Here is a 16,605-nt window from a genome sequence, read left to right on the forward strand (position 1 = left end):
TGAAAACCGCCGGATGCCGAACGGCATGTCCGAAAGGGCCCGATCACGGGGCCATGCGGTGTGGGAGGGGGTACCCTGCAAGGGGGCCCTCTACCCGATTTGTTTACAGCGTTTGAAATGAAAAAGGAAGCGTCAAAAATGGTAGCCTAAGCGTTTGCCTTCAATTTTCCCGCTCTCAACTACGCTCTCACCCTCAGGGAGGAATTCGCAATTGGATTTTCTCAGCAGCATTGTCGGTTCGATCAACGACGTCCTCTGGTCCTACGTTCTCATCATCCTTCTCGTCGGATGCGGTCTTTGGTTCTCGGCGAGGACCGGCTTCGTGCAGATCCGCCATATGGGCGAAATGTTCCGGCTCCTCGGCGACGGTTCCGCGCATAAGGCCCGCGAAGGCCACATCTCCACGTTCCAGGCGTTCTGCGTTTCCACCGCCTCGCGCGTCGGCGTCGGCAACATTGCCGGCATTGCGATTGCGGTCGTCGTAGGTGGCCCGGGCGCCGTTTTCTGGATGTGGGTGATTGCAATCCTGGGCGCAGCCACGGGGTTCGTCGAATCGACGCTCGCGCAGATCTATAAGGCGCCGAGAAAGGGCGGGGGCTACGTGGGCGGACCCGCCTACTACATCGGCAATGTGCTGGGGTCTCCCTTCTTTGCCTGGCTCTTTGCCGTGCTTCTCGCCGTTACCTACGGCCTCATCTTCAACAGCGTCCAGTCCAATACCATCGCGCTCTCGCTCAAGACGTCGCTGAGCGCCGACCCCTGGTATACGGGGCTTGTCATCGCGGTCCTTACCGGTCTCGTGATCTTCGGCGGCCTCACCCGCATCGCGAAGGTGGTCGGCATGCTCGTTCCGGTGATGGCAGGAGCCTATCTTCTCGTGGCGCTCATCGTGACCGTGATGAACATCACGCTGGTTCCTGATGTGCTGAAGCTCATCGTTTCGAGCGCCTTCAGCTTCGACTCCGCCATGGGCGCGGGCTTCGGTCTTGCCGTCATGACGGGCGTGAAGCGCGGCCTCTTTTCGAACGAAGCCGGCATGGGTTCGGTGCCGAATGCGGCCGCCACCGCCGACGCATCACACCCGGTGAAGCAGGGACTGGTGCAGGCGCTCGGCGTCTTCGTCGACACGCTGATGGTCTGCACGGCCTCGGCAATGATTGTGCTCCTCTCGCCCGACTGGCAGGGATCGGGTCTCACGGGCATTGAACTCGCGCAGCATGCGCTCACGGGACAGCTGGGTGGCTGGACCAACATCTTCATGACCGTGATGATCCTCTTCTTCGCCTTCAGCTCCATCATCGGCAACTATTTCTACGGCGAAGTGAACATGGACTTCATCAGCCGCTTCAAGGGGGCGGTCTGGATCTATCGCGCGCTCGTCGTCTGCATGGTCTTCTTCGGCGCCGTGGCGAGCCTCGATCTTGTCTGGAGCCTGGCCGACCTCTTCATGGCGCTGATGGCCATGCTCAACCTCGGCGCCATTCTGCTCCTCGGGCGCTACGCCTTCATTGCTCAAAAGGACTACTTCCGTCAGAAGGCGGAAGGCATCGCCGAGCCGGAATTTGATCCGGCGATTCTCCCCTCGCAGAAGGGGATTCTCGCCTGGCCGAGAAAAGGTGAGGACTGACGGCGTTCTAAATGCCTCATGAATTGCCCGCCCGCAGCGCGGATCGCTTTCTTTGAGGAAGAAGGCGTTCGAAGCTCTGCGGGCTTTTTGTTTTCAAGGGATTTGCGCTTCAATGCCGGCATTCGGGAGGGTGGGTTTTTACGGGTGGGGTGGTGCGGATTTATCTCATAAGGGGTATCAACTGCGTTTTGAACGCTTTAAAACAACTGTCTTCCTAAGGTTTCAAGGTGTTGAGAATGGCTCTCAACAGTGCCTTCGCCTCTCCCGTCAGAGAGCTTTAAGAAACCTTTAAGGAAAAATACAATTCCTTGCATAAGACAAAGAAAGCAACTTTCTTCACGGATTTGCAAATCCGGGAGAAAAAATCCATCCGCAAGGAAAGGAGACCCCCATGAAGTCTCAGCATATGTTTACCGCGCTCGCCGCCGCCATGCTCTCCCTCGGAGCGTATTCCACCGCCGCGAACGCTGCAGATCTCGCCAACTGCACGATCTGCCACTCGAACATCACCAAGGTCCACGCCGGCGCCGCCCATAAGGACGTCGCCTGCACGTCCTGCCATACCGGTCTTGACGAACATCTGAAGAAGCCCTCGGCCCGCCCGACCGTCAACATGGATCCGGCCAACTGCGGCGCCTGCCATCAGCCCCAGTACACGTCGCTCTACAAGGACGAAGGCCGTCCCGCCCGTCAGTCGAAGAAGGCTGCCGGCGGCCCCGCGCCTGACCCGTTCTTCGACCGTGCGCTCGGCGCTCACGGCTTCACGAAGGAGCATGATCTTCCGCGCGCCCACACCTGGATGGCGATCGACCAGTTCATCGTCGACCGCGCCTTCGGCGGCCGCTTTGAGCCGAAGGACGGCTGGCTCTACACGACGCTTGAGGGCGGAAAGTCCTACAAGGTCTGGGATGTTCTGAAGGACAACTATCCGGACAACAACACCCAGAAGGCGCATAAGCCCGGCACCGCTGCCGCCGGCAACGGCGTCTGCTGGAGCTGCAAGTCGGCCGACCTGATGCTCGACTGGGCCTACATGGGCGACAAGGTTGAAGGCGCCACCTTCAACCGCGGCTCGAACCCCGTCGATGTGGTCCGCAAGGTCAACCACGCGCTCAACTGCAACTTCTGCCACGATCCGCATACGGCGCAGCCGCGCATCATCCGCGACGCGCTCATTGACGCCGTCACGCGCGACAACAAGGACGTTCCGAACGTCTGGAAGTCCGTTGCGGCTCATCCGACCAAGGTCGACGTGAAGGACTTCGGCATGCGCGGCTTCACCCGCAAGGTGGGCTACCTCGAGCGTCCGGACGCGAACCTCATGTGCGCTCAGTGCCACGTTGAATACGTCTGCAACCCGGGCTTCAACGGCAAGACGGGCGAAAAGGTGGGCTTCGACAACCGCTGGACCAACCTCTTCCCGTTCGTCAATGCCGACCAGATCGAGGAGTACTACGACAAGGTTCCGTTCCGCGACTTCAAGCACAACGTGACGGGCGCCTCCCTCATCAAGATGCAGCACCCGGATGCGGAAACCTTCTTCGGCTCCGTGCATGACAAGGTGGGCGCCACCTGCCAGACCTGCCATATGCCGAAGGTGAAGGATGAGAAGACGGGCAAGATGTACACCCTCCACTGGGCTACCTCGCCGCGTCACTACATGAAGGAAACGTGCCTGACCTGCCACAAGGACAAGACCGAGAAGCAGATGAATCTCGCGATCGACGCGATGAAGGGTCACTTCGAAGGCAAGGTCCGCGAGGCCGAAGCCCGCATGAACGACATGTTCGACGCCTTTGATCTCGCGATCGCCGCGGGCGTTGATCAGAAGACCCTCGACGAAGCCAGAAAGCTCCACGCTTCCGCTCACGTCAACTGGGAATACTGGACGGCTGCGAACGGCGCCTACTTCCACAATCCTGAACTCGCCACGCGCAGTCTCGCGAAGAGCGCCAAGGCCGCGAGCGATGCCGCCGCTCTCCTGAGAAAGGCTGTTGCCGCCAAGGCTCAGGCCAAGAAGTAATCGCCTGAAATAAGCTTCTGGAAATTTCTGAAGCAAAAAATTGAAAGGGACGACATCGCAGGGTGCCGTCCCTTTCGCTACAGTTAAGGGTTATCCTTAATCCCTTCATTTTTTCTGCACGCCACCATGTCTAATCCCTGGATCCTCTACGCTGTCTGCGCGGTGATGCTCATCATCGCCCTTGCGGCGCTTCTTCCGACCATCTTCCGCGCAAAAGAAGCGGAAACGGAAGACGTCCGCAATGCGCGTGCGGAATCCTTTGTGAGCGAGGCACTTCGCGCCGAGAAGGCGCAGCTCGACAGCGACCATGCGGACGGAAGGCTCGATCAGGCGCACTACGACGCGATGCTCGCCGATCTCCGGCGCCGCATTCTGGAAGAGCAGAAACCAGCTTTAAACGACGAGGAAAAGAAGCTTGAACGCGTGCCGCTCAAGGTAACGCGCGGAGAGCTCGCCGCCATCGTGGTTGCGCTCGTCACCTTCGTTTCCGTCGGAAGCTACTGGTTCCTGGGGGCTCCTGAAATGCTTGAGCTCGCACAGGCGCAGAAGGTGCTTCAGGGTACGGCATCGGCAGAATCGATCGAAGCCTATCTGGAAAAGGCGCCGAAGGACGGGCGCGCGTGGGTGCTTCTTGCTCACCGTAAGATCGATGAAGGCGACTTCAGAACGGCGTCGCGCGCCTATAAGGCAGCGCGCGATTCGTCCGAGAAGATCGCGCGCGACCCGGACGTGATGCTCGAATACGGCGCAGCCGTTCTGACGGCGAAGGAAACGGAGCTTTATGCAGATGCCTATAAGGCATTGAATGAAGCACTGGTGCTGAAGGCCGGCGACCCGCGTGCCGAGCAGCTTGCGCTCATGGGTGCGGTCGCGATGGAAGACTGGTCGGGCGCGGCATCGCTCGTGAGAAATATGATTCAGAAAATGCCGCCCGACAGCCCCGACTACATGCAGGCCGAGCAGACGCTGAGAATGCTTGAGTCGCGTGCGCAGAGCAAGGCGGAGACGAAGGCAAAGCCCTGATGGGAATTTCTCCTGCGGATCATTTTCCGGAGGAATTTGTCTCAATAAAAATTGAGGCCGCTGCGGATGGAGAGTTCCGCAGCGGCCGATTTGCATCTCTGAAGAATGCGTTTCTTTTCCGGTTATCTCGCGAAGCGCTTTAGTTCTTCTTCAGCACGCTTTTCTACGGCCGAAAGGTCAAGCTTCAGCGCCTTCGCAATCCCTTCGCCGTAAGCCTTGTCGGCAAGGAAGCAATGGGCCGCATGCAGCGTGCGGATGGCGTCGGGGACGCCGGCCATTGCGCGGGCCGTGTTGGCAAAGAGCCGTTCCTTCTCTGCGGCCGGGAGAAGCCTGAAGAGATTTCCCGCCTGCGTGTAGAAGTCATTGTCGTATTCGCGGAAATCGTAATGCTGCGCAGCGCCCGAGAGTGCCAAATCGGGTTCCCGGGCAGACGGCGTTTCCGCAAAGGCGCCGAAGGTGTTGGGTTCGTAGGTGATGTCGCTCGCCTGATTTTCAATGCGCATCGCGCCGTCGCGGTGGAACATCGCGAGGAAGGGGCATCCGCGGGCTTTGTTCACCGGGATCTGCCAGTGGTTGACGCCGAGGCGGTAGCGCTGGGCGTCGCCGTATGCAAAAAGTCGTCCCTGCAGCATGCGGTCGGGCGAGAAGCCGATTCCGGGAACAATGTTTGCCGGATTGAAGGCTGCCTGCTCGACATCCTGGAAGTAGTTTTCAGGGTTGCGGTTGAGTTCAAGTTCGCCCACTTCAATGAGCGGATAGTCTGCATGCGGCCAGACCTTCGTCAGATCGAAGGGATGGTAGGGGACCTTGTCGGCATCGGACTCAGGCATCACCTGAACATACATCTTCCATTTCGGGAAGTCGCCGCGCTCGATCGCTTCATAGAGGTCGCGCTGGTGAGATTCGCGATCGCTCCCGATGACGGCGGCCGCCTCTTCGTCCGTCAGGTTTTCAATGCCCTGCTGGCACTTGAGATGGAACTTCACCCAGAAGCGTTCATTTCTGGCGTTGATGAAGGAGAAGGTATGGGACCCGAAGCCGTGCATATGGCGGTAGCTCTTCGGTATGCCGCGGTCGCTCATGACGATCGTGATCTGGTGGAGCGCTTCAGGAATCTGCGTCCAGAAGTCCCATTGATAGGTGTTGGAATGGAGGTTTGTCCGGGGATCGCGCTTCACGACATGGTTGAGGTCGGGAAACTTGAGCGGATCACGCAGAAAGAAGACCGGCGTGTTGTTTCCGACCAGGTCCCAGTTGCCTTCCTCGGTATAGAACTTGACGGCAAAGCCGCGGATGTCGCGCTCGGCATCTGCTGCGCCGCGCTCGCCCGCAACGGTCGAGAAGCGGATGAAGAGGGGCGTCTCCTTGCCGACTTTCTCAAAGATTTTCGCCTTGGTGTAGCGGCTGATGTCGTTCGTTACTCGGAAGGTGCCGAATGCGCCGGAGCCTTTCGCATGCATGCGGCGCTCGGGGATCACCTCGCGGTCAAAGTGCGCGAGCTTCTCGAGGAACCAGACATCCTGGAGAAGCATGGGGCCGCGGGGGCCGGCCGTCATGACGTTGTTGTTGTCGGCGACGGGGGCGCCGAAGGCCGTAAAGAGGCGGCTGGCAAAATTGCGGGCCGTTTGGATGGGATTCTTCATAGGGATTGTCTCCGGTAAATCGATAATTGATAAAAACAATCAATTTTCATCTAATGATAAGTGAAGACAATCGTCAGTGCGATCGTTTATTTGGATTTACTTATAAGTAAATGTATATCGATAGTTGTCGACTATGTATTTGGCAGCCATGGTTGCATGAGTGCATCCATGAGGTGATGCAATTGTTATTTATTGATTTTTAAGGATTATTTTAGGTGATCTGCCAGAGGCAAGTCGGAGAGAACGACGCTTCATCAACAGGAGCCTCTATGCGTGAGCGAGGTGCCTGACGATCGATGCTGCTTTCATCGATCCGGCTTGTTGGAGGAAAGGCAGAAGATGGATGCCGCTTCGGGGAAGACTTTTCGCCGAACAACGAGAGGCAGGGCTTGCCGACAGCGAGGACTCTACGGCGGGAAGATTCGCTGCGGGCATTGGGTAAAGAGTAACGACGCTGGAGATGACGGACAGGGAGCAAGAGCCTGCCATAGGGCGCGCTCAAATCAACTTCGTCGTTTTGGGAAGCAGTGCCTGGACGATCAGGTCAGTTCAGCCGTTGGATTCATTCCTTTCGACCAGGATCTGCGTCTTCCTGTCGCCGGTCTCAGTAAACCTCCGGCAGCGACTCATCTTCCTTCTGCCTGGACCACGGGAACTGCCGCCAGGCGTCGCCTTCGGAAAGAAGCGACTCGAGCACCGTGGTCATCTGATGAAGCGCATCTTCGGCAGCATGGACGCTCTCTTCGAGCCCGATCCAGACGGCCGCAATCTGAAGCGCCCGCGCGAGCGAATCCCACGAGGAGTAGCGAAGAAGGAGTTCCCCGCCGATACGCTTTTTGAAGTGCCCGGCGTCCTCAGCGGAAATCATTTCGCCCGCAATCGCTTTTTCAATGAGGGCGGCGCCTTTGAGAAGGTCCCAGCAGCGAAGCGTCATCCAGTCGATTTCGCCTCTGAAGGCATCGGCAAAGACGCGCTTTCTCTTCAAAGCTTCCTGGAGCTCCTGGTTCTGCGTTTCCACTTCAAAGCCGCTCCAGCCCATGACGGCGCTGTTCTTCCAGAGAAGGGAAACCGAGCGGGCTTCGAGAATCCTGCGGTAGTCGGCGGCAACCCCCTGACCTTCGACGTCCATGAGGAACGCTTCATTCAGATCCTCGCCGCTCATGATGTCGAGTTCTGACGAAAGATCATGAAGAATCTCGCCCGTCGAGAGGTTCGAGTCGGGAATATCGCCCTTCGACCACCCGGAAAGCATGAGGGGGAGTCTCGCCGCCTCGCGCACGAAGGCTTCGAGCGGCAAATCCTCCCAGAGCACGGGCTCGGCACTGTTAGCCTCGGGCTCCGGGAACTTCGTCATCGCCGTCTTCAGATCACTAATGAGCGCCGCCATTACCGGGTTCGGCGACAGGATTTCGAGGGTTTCGTCGTCGTAAAGCATGGCGGGGGTCCTTGAGTGATGAGAAAAGTGAAATGGAAGTCGGGGCGTCAGTCATCAGACTAACGGCGGCGCTTCGTCTGCGCTCGCTCCGCGCCTTCGCGGGCGCGCTTCGAGGTGCCGGCAGCGTCTCTGAAGCCCGCGGCTCGCGCCTTCGGCTTCCGGGAGGGAACAGCCTTCTCTTCTCGCGAAGTCGGTTTGGGGGGGAATGGCTTCCCTTTTCTCCCGGCGCTTCCGGGTGAGATCGTCGATCGCCGTGATCGTCATCTCGCAGGGATTTTCCTTGCAGTGGAACTCGGCTTCAAAGCGCTCGCCCGCGGAATTGATGAGGATAAGCGGTTCCGGACGCAGAAGCGCGCGTTCCGTCGTCTGAAGAATTTCCGGGAAGGCTTTGAGCATCTTAGGGCAGAGCTTCAGGGCTGCCCTCACGCAGTGGCGGCAGGTCATGAGATCCGCCTTCTGAACGGGCTTGATCTCAAAGGCAGGTTCGAGCTCGCGGCTTCCGTGCGCGAGATAAAAGCGCCTTGCTGCCGAGTTGGCGATGTTGGCCTTGTAGGAAAGGAACTTCACCGGATAGGGAACGGCATCGTCCCAGGGGGCGCGCTCTGTGCGCACGCGTGAAGCTTCGCGCATGGCGAGAAGCTCCTCCACCGCGCTGCGCCTCAGGTGGTTCGCAAAGCTTGCGGGCACGAAGACGTCTAGATTTTCGGGAACGAAGATCTCTTTCGGCGCGAAAGGCGTGTCGCCGAGCTTCGCGAGATTGGCCCTGAGGGAGGCAATGTTTTTCTGCGGGTCCGAGGGTGCTGTGAGGTCGAGCGCCACGGAAGCGCTCGTGCAGTGGGTGCCGTTAGTCGCCATCAGGTCAAGCGAATCCTCGTGCGCGGAGAAGATGAGGTCGATCGGAATGCGCCGTTCGGCAGTCTTCCCTTCCATCGTCTTCATGAAGACGTGGTCGCGGTTGCGCTTCAGTTCCAGTCCGCGCTCGAGCCCTTCCAACTTCCTCGGGGACTGAAGGAGATAGAGCGCCCAGAGGTCCTTCTCCTTCAGAGGCTCCGCGCGGTTGACGGAGATTCCGCGGATTTCCTCGTCGTCGGCGAGGTAGGTGAGCCCGTCGCCGTTTGCAAAGGTGACGCCGGGGAGCGCCCGCACGACGAGGCGCTTCTCTTCAATGCGCTCAACCCGGCCGACGGGCTTCCCCGCATGCTTGGGGCTCTCGAGCTCAGCGAGCTCGTAGGGGGCGTCAAATTCGCGGCCGTGAATGAAGTAGTCGGTCTTTCCGCGGTTGAAGACCTTGTCGGGCGAAGGCGTAAAGGAATAGGTGCTTACGCCCTCGGAAGTGCGGGAGAGCTCTGGTCTGCGCCGGATGATGGCGTCGATTTTTTCGCGGTAGAAGGCCGTGACGTTCTTCACGTACGCCATGTCCTTCAAGCGCCCCTCGATCTTGAAGGAGGAGACGCCCGCGTCGATGAGCGCCTCGAGGTTCGCGCTCTGGTCGTTGTCCTTGAGTGAAAGAACGTGCTTCCGGCGGACAAGGACCTGGCCTTCCTTGGTTTCAACGTCGTAGGGAAGGCGGCAGAGCTGCGAGCATTCGCCGCGGTTGGCCGAGCGCCCCGTGAGCGCTTCGCTCATCCAGCACTGGCCTGAGTAGCTGACGCATAGCGCCCCATGGACGAAGAATTCAATGCGCGCGTGCGCGAGCTTCTCCCGCACGGCCCGGATCTGGTCGAGCGAGAGTTCGCGCGCGAGAACGAGCTGCGAGAAGCCCACGGCCTCGAGGAACGCCGCCTTTTCGGGCGTGCGGATGTCGCACTGCGTCGACGCATGGAGCTCCATGTCGGGGAGGTCCCCGGCGAGAAGCCCCATGTCCTGAACAATCAGAACGTCGGCCTGAGTCTTCTGAATCTCGAAGGCAAGCCGTCGGGCGGCCTCCACTTCGTCCTCTTTAAAGAGCGTATTCAAAGCGACGAAGACGCGGGCATTGAAGCGGTGCGCATAGTCGGCAAGCCGCGCGATGTCGTCGAGGGAGTTCCCCGCAGCCGCACGCGCGCCGAAGGCGGGGCCGCCGATATAAACGGCGTCCGCCCCATGGTCGATCGCGGCGATGCCGGTGTCGGCATCGCGTGCAGGAGCGAGGAGCTCGAGCGCTGTGCGCGGCGGCACGCTCGCCCAGGATCCGGCATGAAGCGTCATGGCTTATTTCTTCTTGCCGACAACGGCGCAGGTTTCAATGGCGAGGTACTTGGCGAGCTCCTGGTCGCCCGCACGGCGGGCAAAGTCGGCAGGCGACTCGCGCTTGTCGGTGCAGTAGTCGCGGTAGGCGCCGGCTCTGAGGAGCTCCATGACGGAGGCGCGCGAGGGCTTTCTCGCCGCCATGATGAGCGGCGTTACGCCGGACGACGTCTGCACGTTGGGCGAAGCTCCGAGCGCAAGAAGTTTCTCGATCATGTCCGTGCGGCCTCCCGTTGCGGCATAGTGAAGCGCCGTCCAGTTGGTTCCGCCCTTCGGGTCGGCTCCGGCTTTGAGGAGCTCGTCAAAGAGTTCGCTGTTTCCCTTGAAGACCGCCATCATGAGAGGCGTTTCGCCGAAGCGGTTGGCGTCGTTGAGGGCGAGCTTTCCTGACTTCAAAAGGGCTTCCGCCACCTGCGGGGTATCAGCCCGAAGGGCGTAAGTGAAGCCCGTATCGCCGTTTTCCATGCGGAAGTTGGGCGAGGCGCCCTTCTCGATCAGCTCTTCAACGACGCTCGCCTGTCCGGCGCGCACGGCCTGCCGGATCTCGGAGAGCTGGGCGGACGTGAGTGCGTTTTCCTCCTGAGGGGCGGCGGAAAGCGGGAAGGAGACGGCAGCGGCAAAAAGGGCAAGCGCGGCGCTCGCACCTAGAAAGAGGGGTCTGATGCGCATGGTGACGGAAGGATCCGTGAAATATTTTGATGGTTTGGAAGAATAACACCCGGCGGCAGGCGTTCCGTCGGGTGATCTCTCAAAAGAGTGCAAGCAGGCTTAACGATTTTCGCCGGGGCATCGGCGCCTTTGCCTGAGAAGCGCCTTCAGCCGCTCTCCGGATCAGAGCGCAATGGGAAGCCTGAAGAGCTTCACGGTGTTCCGTGCGGTGGCAAGCAGCGCTTCATCAAAGTCGAGCCCCTTGGCTGCGGCAATCGCACGCGCCACTTCCCGCGAATAGACGGGTTCGCAGCGCTTTCCCCGGAAGGGAACGGGCGCCATGTAGGGCGAGTCGGTTTCGATGAGAAGGCGATCGAGCGGAATTTTTCCCGCAATCTCGCGGAGCATCTCGTTCTTTTTGAAGGTGAGGTTACCCGTGAAGCTCACGTGCCCGCCTGCTGCGACCACGCCCTCGGCGGTCTCGAGCGTTCCGCAGAAGCAGTGCATCACGAACCCGAGGTCTCCCGCCTTTTCTTCCTTCAGGATTTCGAGCGCCGCGCTTTCGGCGTCCCGCGCGTGAATGATGAGGGGCTTCCCAGCCTTTCTTGCGGCAGCAATGTGGCGTCTGAAGCGGTCCCGCTGCCAGTCAAGGGGCTCCTTGCACCAGTAGAAGTCGAGTCCCGTCTCGCCGACCGCGACCATGCCGGGTTCGTTCGCCCGCTCTGCGATTTCGTCGACGTCGGCTTCCCTCAGTTCCGGGTATTCCGGATGGACGGCCCAGGCGCCGAAGAGGAGGCCCGGATGGGCGTCAAGAATCGCGCGCAGAGGCTTGATGTCGTCGTCTTCGCAGCCGATCGTGATGCCCGCGACCATGCCGGCATCCTTCATGCGTTCAATTGCGGCCTCTCGGTCTTCATCAAAGGCCTTGTCCGTCAGATGGCAGTGAGAGTCAATGTAGGGAGTGAGCATTTCAAGAGTCCTTAGACCACATCCTCGGCCGCGCCTTGAAGCGCTTCAGGGCGTTTCATCGAGGCGAGCCGGAGCACATAGCAGAGGCCGTAGAAGCCCGTGAGGAGGAGAAGGTGCAGAAGCGCCGGGAGAATGTCCTTCAGTTCCGCGCCGTCCTGCGCGGCGGCGGCCGAAGCGAAAATCCCGGGCGTCGTCGGAATCAGCTGCGAGACGGCAATGGCCGCCCAATGCAGGTTTTCGAGCGGCCAGACGGCGCCCGAAATAAAGAGCGCGGGGGCGGAGATAATCACCGTCACGGGCGCGGCCCAGGCGTTGGAGCCGAGGAGCGTCACGACGGCAAGCCCGAAGGCGGTGACGGCGGCCGAAAAGAATGCGCTCACGAGAATCACGGCCTCAGGGTTCCCGAAGGCGCCGTAGTCGCCGAACCGGAAGCCGAAGCCTTCGATGTAGAGCATCCAGCCGAAAGCAATCGACCAGAAGGCGAGGAAGACCCCGAGCCCCTCGCACCAGGGGCGCCGCATGACGTCCCGCATGAAGGGAAGGCGCGGCCGGCCCGCGAGCCACCCGCCCATCGCCATGCCGATGCCCATGAGGATGACGGCCTGGAGAATGACGGGCCCCACCATCGGCACGGTGTAGTTGCCGTAGCCCGAGATTTCGTTGAAGCGGTAGGTGACGAGAAGACCGGGAGCGGCGACGGCTGCAGCCTCGAGCGAGGCGACGGGCGTGCCCGGCGTCATCAGGGAGGCATTGTCAAGGAGCGCCTTTTTGTTGGAAATGATCCCGGCGGCGGCCGACTGAACGGCGCGCGCCTTTACCGGATAGGCGCCGCTTCCGAGGATGTGAATCGTCGTGTTTTCGCCTCTCGCAAGCGACTCCGAATAGTCCTCCGGAATCGTGACGAGAACGTCCGTTTTCTGACGACGGAAGAGGTCAAGGGCCTCGCTTTCCGAATGAAGAACAAAGCTGATTTTCGTCGTGGGCGAGGCGTCGAGCGCATTGATGAGGCGCCGCGAAGCCCCCGACCGGTCGAGGTCGAGAATCCCCGTCGGGATGTTCTCGATCTGCTGCGTGCCGTAGGGCCAGCCGTAGAAGACGAGATAAAAGGCCGCGGCCATGCCGAAAATGGCGATGGTGTCGCGCGAGAGAAAGCTTGCCTTTAGCGTCAGCGCGAAGGTTTTCCAGAAGCCCGCTGCCGGCGGATTACCCTGCGGCGGGACCTGAGCCTCCGCGGCTCTTAAGCCCGCAGCCATGGCTTCCGCCTTCTTCCACTGCCGGATGCGCAGGGGCAGAATCAGGAGCGCGGCGGCAAAGCAGATGATGGGAAAGAGCGCGAGCGTCATCTGCGTGCGGGCGACGGCGTCGAGCGGCGCATTCATCACCCAGATCTGGCTCTGTGCTTCGAGGTAGTGCGTGAGCGGGAGAAGTTCGCCGAAGGCGCGGGCCCCCGGCGTCATCGCGTCGAGCGGGAAGGAAAAGCCCGTAAAGGGAAAGGTCGGGGCAACCAGACAGATGGAGGCCGAGAGCGCAATTACCCAGGTGGGCGAAATGGCGACGACAAGGAGCGCGAGCCCCGCCATCGCGAGGATCAGAAGCCACCCGGCGGTGAACCAGAGAAAGAGCGGTCCTGCCGCACCCCAGCCCGCCCATCCGGCAAAGCCCGCCGTCCAGACGGAAATAGCAAGCAGCCAGAAGAGAAGCCAGGGCGCGAGCTTCCCGACAACGATCGCCGTTGCAGAGCCTCCGGACTCCTTGAGGAGCATTCTTAACCCCCCCTCGCGCCATTCGCGCGCGAGCATGGAGACGAAGGCTAAGAGGGCGCCGAGCGCCATGAGGCCGGGAACAAAGGTCGGAAGCAGGTAGGCGACGAAATTGAAGCTCGGGTTCCCGAGGAACCAGACATCGGGGAGCGTGGCCCTCAGGTGGCCGCCGTTCTCCGTGAAGGTGCCGCCAGCGGCGGCGGTGCGCTTCACGGCAAGCCTCGTCATCTGGAGGGTCGAGAGCGCCGTCTTGATGTCGACCTCAAGAATCGTGCCGATCGCGTAGTAGGTTTTGTTGAGCTCGAGCACGACCGGAGCGCCGGCGCCCCGGCGGTTCTCTTCCTCGAACCCCTTCGGGATGGTGATCGTGCCGTACGTTCTTCGCGCTCTCAGATCCTCGTCCGCAGCAAGGGACGATTCCCGCGTTTCGAGCCGGATGGAGGGAATGGCGTCGAGCGCCTGAATGGTCTCGCGCGAGAGCGCGGACCTGTCCATGTCCACAAGCCCCACGGGGAGCTTCGTCATGATGCCCGTCCCGAAGGCAATCGACATCAGAAGCGCCCAGAAGAGCGGCACGGCAAGCCCCGCGATCCATTCGACCGGATGCGAAAGAACCTGCCTCACTTCATGGCGCGAAATGGAGAGCGCACGCTGACACCAGACCCGCATGGATTGGACTCGCTTCCAGAATCTGCGTTAGCGCCCGGCGCGGTCGATGATGACCGTCATGCCGGGGCGAAGGCCGTCGGTCTTTTCGACGGGCCTTGCGCGCACTTCAAACGTGCGGATGTCGTAGCCCGAGGACTGGCGCGTCGCGCGCCAGACGGCGTAGTCGCCCCGCGGGTTGATCCAGTAGACGCGGAAGGAAACGTCCTTGCCGAGGGCGGGAACTTTGGCCGTAAAGGTCTTGCCGACTTCCATCCCGGGGAGTTCGTCCTCGCGCACGTTGAAGGTTGCCCAGCTGTCCTCGAGGTTCGTGACGAGAACGACCGGGAAGCCGGCCGGGGCGATTTCGCCTTCGTGAAGCACGACGCGGGTGACTTCGCCTGAAGCAGGAGAGCGGACGTCGGCCTCGCCGGCAAGGGACGACGCTTCCTCAACGCCGCCCGCAGCCTGACGGGCGAGCGCCTCGGCGGCAGCCTTTTCCTGCCGGCGGGCGCCGTCCTCGAGCGCAGACACCTTGGCTTCGGCAGCGGCGACGAGCTTCTCTGCGCTTTCTCTTTGTGCCAGCACTTCGTCGCGGCGCTGCGCGCTGATGAGGCCTTCCTTCTGAAGCGCGTCGACGCGCTTCCAGGAACTCTGCGCGAGCGCGAGTCCTGCACGCGCGCGGGCGAGGTCGGCTCTGGCCGCATCAAGCTCCTGCGTCCGGGGACCTTCATCGGCAAGCGACGCCTTGGCTTCAGCCGCCGCCTGAAGGGCCTTCGCCTGCGAGACCTTTGCATTGATTTCAGGCAGCGCCAGACGCGCCACTGCGTCGCCCGCCTTCACCCGGTCGCCCTCGCGGACGTGAATCGCGGCAATGCGGCCGGGCACCTTCGAGGAAACGGAGACGGTCGTCGCGTCCATCATGCCCTGAAGCGGCACGGGCACGGGCGTCATCGCCTGCCAGATGCCCCAGCCGATGAAGGCGGCGGCGCCGAGAAGAACCAGGGCGCCGAAGACTGCGGGAAGAATGGAGGGTTTCTGAGCCTGACGGCCCGAAGCTGCGCTCTGCATGACGGTTGAAGGAGAAAAGAAGAAAAAGAGAGAAAAAAGGATTTCGGAGGCTTCTGACGGCGGCAGAAGCGTTATTCGACGCGCTTCAGGTCCGGCCGGGAGAGCGTCGCGACGAAGTCCGGCATGACGCCCGCGGCGCCGTGAAGCATGGCCCAGGAGACGACGAATTTGTAGGCGGCGGCGCGCTCGGCAATCTGCGCGCCCGTCATCTGCGTGCGGGCCTCGCGGACGTCGAGCGCCGTCGAGAGCCCCTCGGCAAAGCTCGCTTCCCTGAGCCGCAGGTTTTCCTTCGCAAGCGCTACGGTCGACGCCGTGAGGAGGTATTCCTCGCGCGCCTGCGTGGTGCGCAGGAATGCGGTTTCAACGGCGCTCGCGAGCGCATTGTCGGCTTCGGCCTTCGCCGCACGCGCCTTTTCTTCCTGCGCGTGCGAGGCGGCAAGCGACGAGAAGCGGTCGCGGTTGTCCCAGAGCGTGAATTTGATGCCGAGCCCCACCATCCAGTCGGGTTCAACCGGCGTGAGGTAGTGCTTCACGAGGTTCTTCATGCCGAAGGCGAAGACCTGCGGATGAAAGGCGCTTTCAGCGGCCCGCACGCCTTCTCCGGCCTGACTCACCTGCGCGTCGATCCTCGAGAGCACGGGGGAATTGATCCTCGCGCGCGACTGCCATTCGGAGAGCGTCCCGAGGTCGCCCGTGAGAATGAAGAGCGGCGTTGCAAGGGCGGGGAGCTCCTTTTCGCGAAGCGCGCTCATGAGTTCGGCTTCCGCCACGCGGGCGCTTGTGCCTGCAGACACGAGCTCGCGCCGGGCCGCATCGCGCGACACCTCGACCGACATGCGCTCGATCCGGGAAATGAGGCCCTTCTTTTCAAAGCGCATGGCGCGGTGGACCTGCTCTTCCTCGTCCTTAAGGCGCTCGCGGCGGAGCTCCTCCACCGAGCGCGCGAGCTGCACGCCCCAGTAGCGCATCGCGAGGTCGGCGTCCTTTTCCTCAAGCCGGGCGCTCTGCGCGGCCGAAGCCTCCCGGACCTTGTGCTCGAGAAGGTTCTGCTGCGCCGTGATGGCGCCGCCCGTATAGAGGGGCCATGTGGCAGAAATCATCGCGCGCGGACCCGAAAGGTCGAGCTCGTCCGTAAAGCGCATGGAGCTCGGTATGGGGTATTTGCCGCCCGTCAGCACGTTTCCGAGCTGCTGCACGCTCGCCGGAATGTCGAGATTGAGGTCAAGGTCCTTCCTTCCTTCGACCTGCATCGCCGTAATGTCCACCTTGGGGCCCGAGAGCGATTTGGCGCTTTCGGACGCATGGCGCGCGCGTTCGACTTCCGCAGCGTCTGCGCGGAAGATGTCGGCGCGCTCATGAAAGCGCGCGCGGGCGGCTTCGAAGGTAAGGGAGTCGGCCGCCGACGCAGTGCCGGCACTCAGAAGTGCGCTGACGGCAAGTACGAGCGGAAGCGTGCGGAAAGGTACGGACATGGGATGGAAGGAAAAAGAGTCTCGGGCTTCGCGAGCCGTTGTTCGGAAAGGCAGGGATTTTAA

General features: G+C 61.4%; 11 protein-coding genes. 3 read left to right on the top strand and 8 right to left on the bottom strand.

Annotated elements, in window-relative coordinates:
• The first annotated feature begins 211 nt into the window (after positions 1-211).
• From GBM95_RS05270 to ccmI, 3 genes are all read left to right on the top strand, one after another.
• Positions 212-1,627: an alanine/glycine:cation symporter family protein gene (locus GBM95_RS05270; RefSeq protein ID WP_152158133.1), complete on the top strand. Its 1,416-nt coding sequence runs from the start codon at positions 212-214 to the stop codon at positions 1,625-1,627.
• A gap of 391 nt (positions 1,628-2,018) precedes the next feature.
• The gene (locus GBM95_RS05275) at positions 2,019-3,650 is read left to right on the top strand and encodes an ammonia-forming cytochrome c nitrite reductase subunit c552 (protein ID WP_193222585.1); all 1,632 of its coding nucleotides are present in this window, start codon (positions 2,019-2,021) and stop codon (positions 3,648-3,650) included.
• A gap of 126 nt (positions 3,651-3,776) precedes the next feature.
• Positions 3,777-4,673, top strand: coding sequence for a c-type cytochrome biogenesis protein CcmI (ccmI, locus tag GBM95_RS05280; protein WP_152158134.1), 897 nt, complete (start codon positions 3,777-3,779; stop codon positions 4,671-4,673).
• A gap of 122 nt (positions 4,674-4,795) precedes the next feature.
• Here ccmI and GBM95_RS05285 read toward each other — a convergent pair whose 3' ends face one another.
• The 8 genes from GBM95_RS05285 to GBM95_RS05320 all read right to left on the bottom strand — a co-directional run bounded on the left by GBM95_RS05285 (position 4,796) and on the right by GBM95_RS05320 (position 16,542).
• A complete protein-coding gene (locus GBM95_RS05285; RefSeq protein WP_152158135.1) occupies positions 4,796-6,316 on the bottom strand; it encodes a catalase in 1,521 nt (506 codons plus the stop codon).
• Between the two features lie 604 nt (positions 6,317-6,920).
• Positions 6,921-7,751: a DUF1266 domain-containing protein gene (locus GBM95_RS05290; protein ID WP_152158136.1), complete on the bottom strand. Its 831-nt coding sequence runs from the start codon at positions 7,749-7,751 to the stop codon at positions 6,921-6,923.
• A 54-nt stretch (positions 7,752-7,805) separates the two neighbouring features.
• The gene (locus GBM95_RS05295) at positions 7,806-9,938 is read right to left on the bottom strand and encodes a peptidase U32 family protein (RefSeq protein ID WP_226963167.1); all 2,133 of its coding nucleotides are present in this window, start codon (positions 9,936-9,938) and stop codon (positions 7,806-7,808) included.
• 3 nt (positions 9,939-9,941) lie between these two features.
• Complete coding sequence (locus GBM95_RS05300; protein WP_152158137.1) at positions 9,942-10,646, bottom strand: ankyrin repeat domain-containing protein; 705 nt, start codon at positions 10,644-10,646, stop codon at positions 9,942-9,944.
• Positions 10,647-10,808: 162 nt separating this feature from the next.
• Entirely contained in the window at positions 10,809-11,594 is a 786-nt protein-coding gene (locus GBM95_RS05305; RefSeq protein WP_152158138.1) for a TatD family hydrolase, read from the bottom strand.
• A gap of 11 nt (positions 11,595-11,605) precedes the next feature.
• Positions 11,606-14,023, bottom strand: a complete 2,418-nt coding sequence (locus GBM95_RS05310) for an ABC transporter permease (RefSeq protein WP_152158139.1) — start codon at positions 14,021-14,023, stop codon at positions 11,606-11,608.
• A 27-nt stretch (positions 14,024-14,050) separates the two neighbouring features.
• Positions 14,051-15,070 carry an HlyD family secretion protein gene (locus tag GBM95_RS05315; protein ID WP_152158140.1) on the bottom strand — a complete coding sequence of 340 codons (1,020 nt, stop codon included), beginning with the start codon at positions 15,068-15,070 and terminating at the stop codon, positions 14,051-14,053.
• A gap of 71 nt (positions 15,071-15,141) precedes the next feature.
• Positions 15,142-16,542 carry a TolC family protein gene (locus GBM95_RS05320; RefSeq protein ID WP_152158141.1) on the bottom strand — a complete coding sequence of 467 codons (1,401 nt, stop codon included), beginning with the start codon at positions 16,540-16,542 and terminating at the stop codon, positions 15,142-15,144.
• Positions 16,543-16,605: the final 63 nt, after the last annotated feature.

The sequence above is a fragment of the Sutterella seckii genome, assembly GCF_009183815.1.
Classification (GTDB): Bacteria; Pseudomonadota; Gammaproteobacteria; order Burkholderiales; family Burkholderiaceae_F; genus Sutterella; species Sutterella seckii.

Excerpts from the sequence above, each read along its gene's own strand:
- GBM95_RS05275 (WP_193222585.1), top strand. The coding sequence starts at position 2,019 with ATGAAGTCTCAGCATATGTTTACCGCGCTCGCCGCCGCCATGCTCTCC.
- ccmI (WP_152158134.1), top strand. The coding sequence starts at position 3,777 with ATGTCTAATCCCTGGATCCTCTACGCTGTCTGCGCGGTGATGCTCATC.
- GBM95_RS05285 (WP_152158135.1), bottom strand. The coding sequence starts at position 6,316 with ATGAAGAATCCCATCCAAACGGCCCGCAATTTTGCCAGCCGCCTCTTT.
- GBM95_RS05290 (WP_152158136.1), bottom strand. The coding sequence starts at position 7,751 with ATGCTTTACGACGACGAAACCCTCGAAATCCTGTCGCCGAACCCGGTA.
- GBM95_RS05295 (WP_226963167.1), bottom strand. The coding sequence starts at position 9,938 with ATGACGCTTCATGCCGGATCCTGGGCGAGCGTGCCGCCGCGCACAGCG.
- GBM95_RS05300 (WP_152158137.1), bottom strand. The coding sequence starts at position 10,646 with ATGCGCATCAGACCCCTCTTTCTAGGTGCGAGCGCCGCGCTTGCCCTT.
- GBM95_RS05305 (WP_152158138.1), bottom strand. The coding sequence starts at position 11,594 with ATGCTCACTCCCTACATTGACTCTCACTGCCATCTGACGGACAAGGCC.
- GBM95_RS05310 (WP_152158139.1), bottom strand. The coding sequence starts at position 14,023 with ATGCGGGTCTGGTGTCAGCGTGCGCTCTCCATTTCGCGCCATGAAGTG.
- GBM95_RS05315 (WP_152158140.1), bottom strand. The coding sequence starts at position 15,070 with ATGCAGAGCGCAGCTTCGGGCCGTCAGGCTCAGAAACCCTCCATTCTT.
- GBM95_RS05320 (WP_152158141.1), bottom strand. The coding sequence starts at position 16,542 with ATGTCCGTACCTTTCCGCACGCTTCCGCTCGTACTTGCCGTCAGCGCA.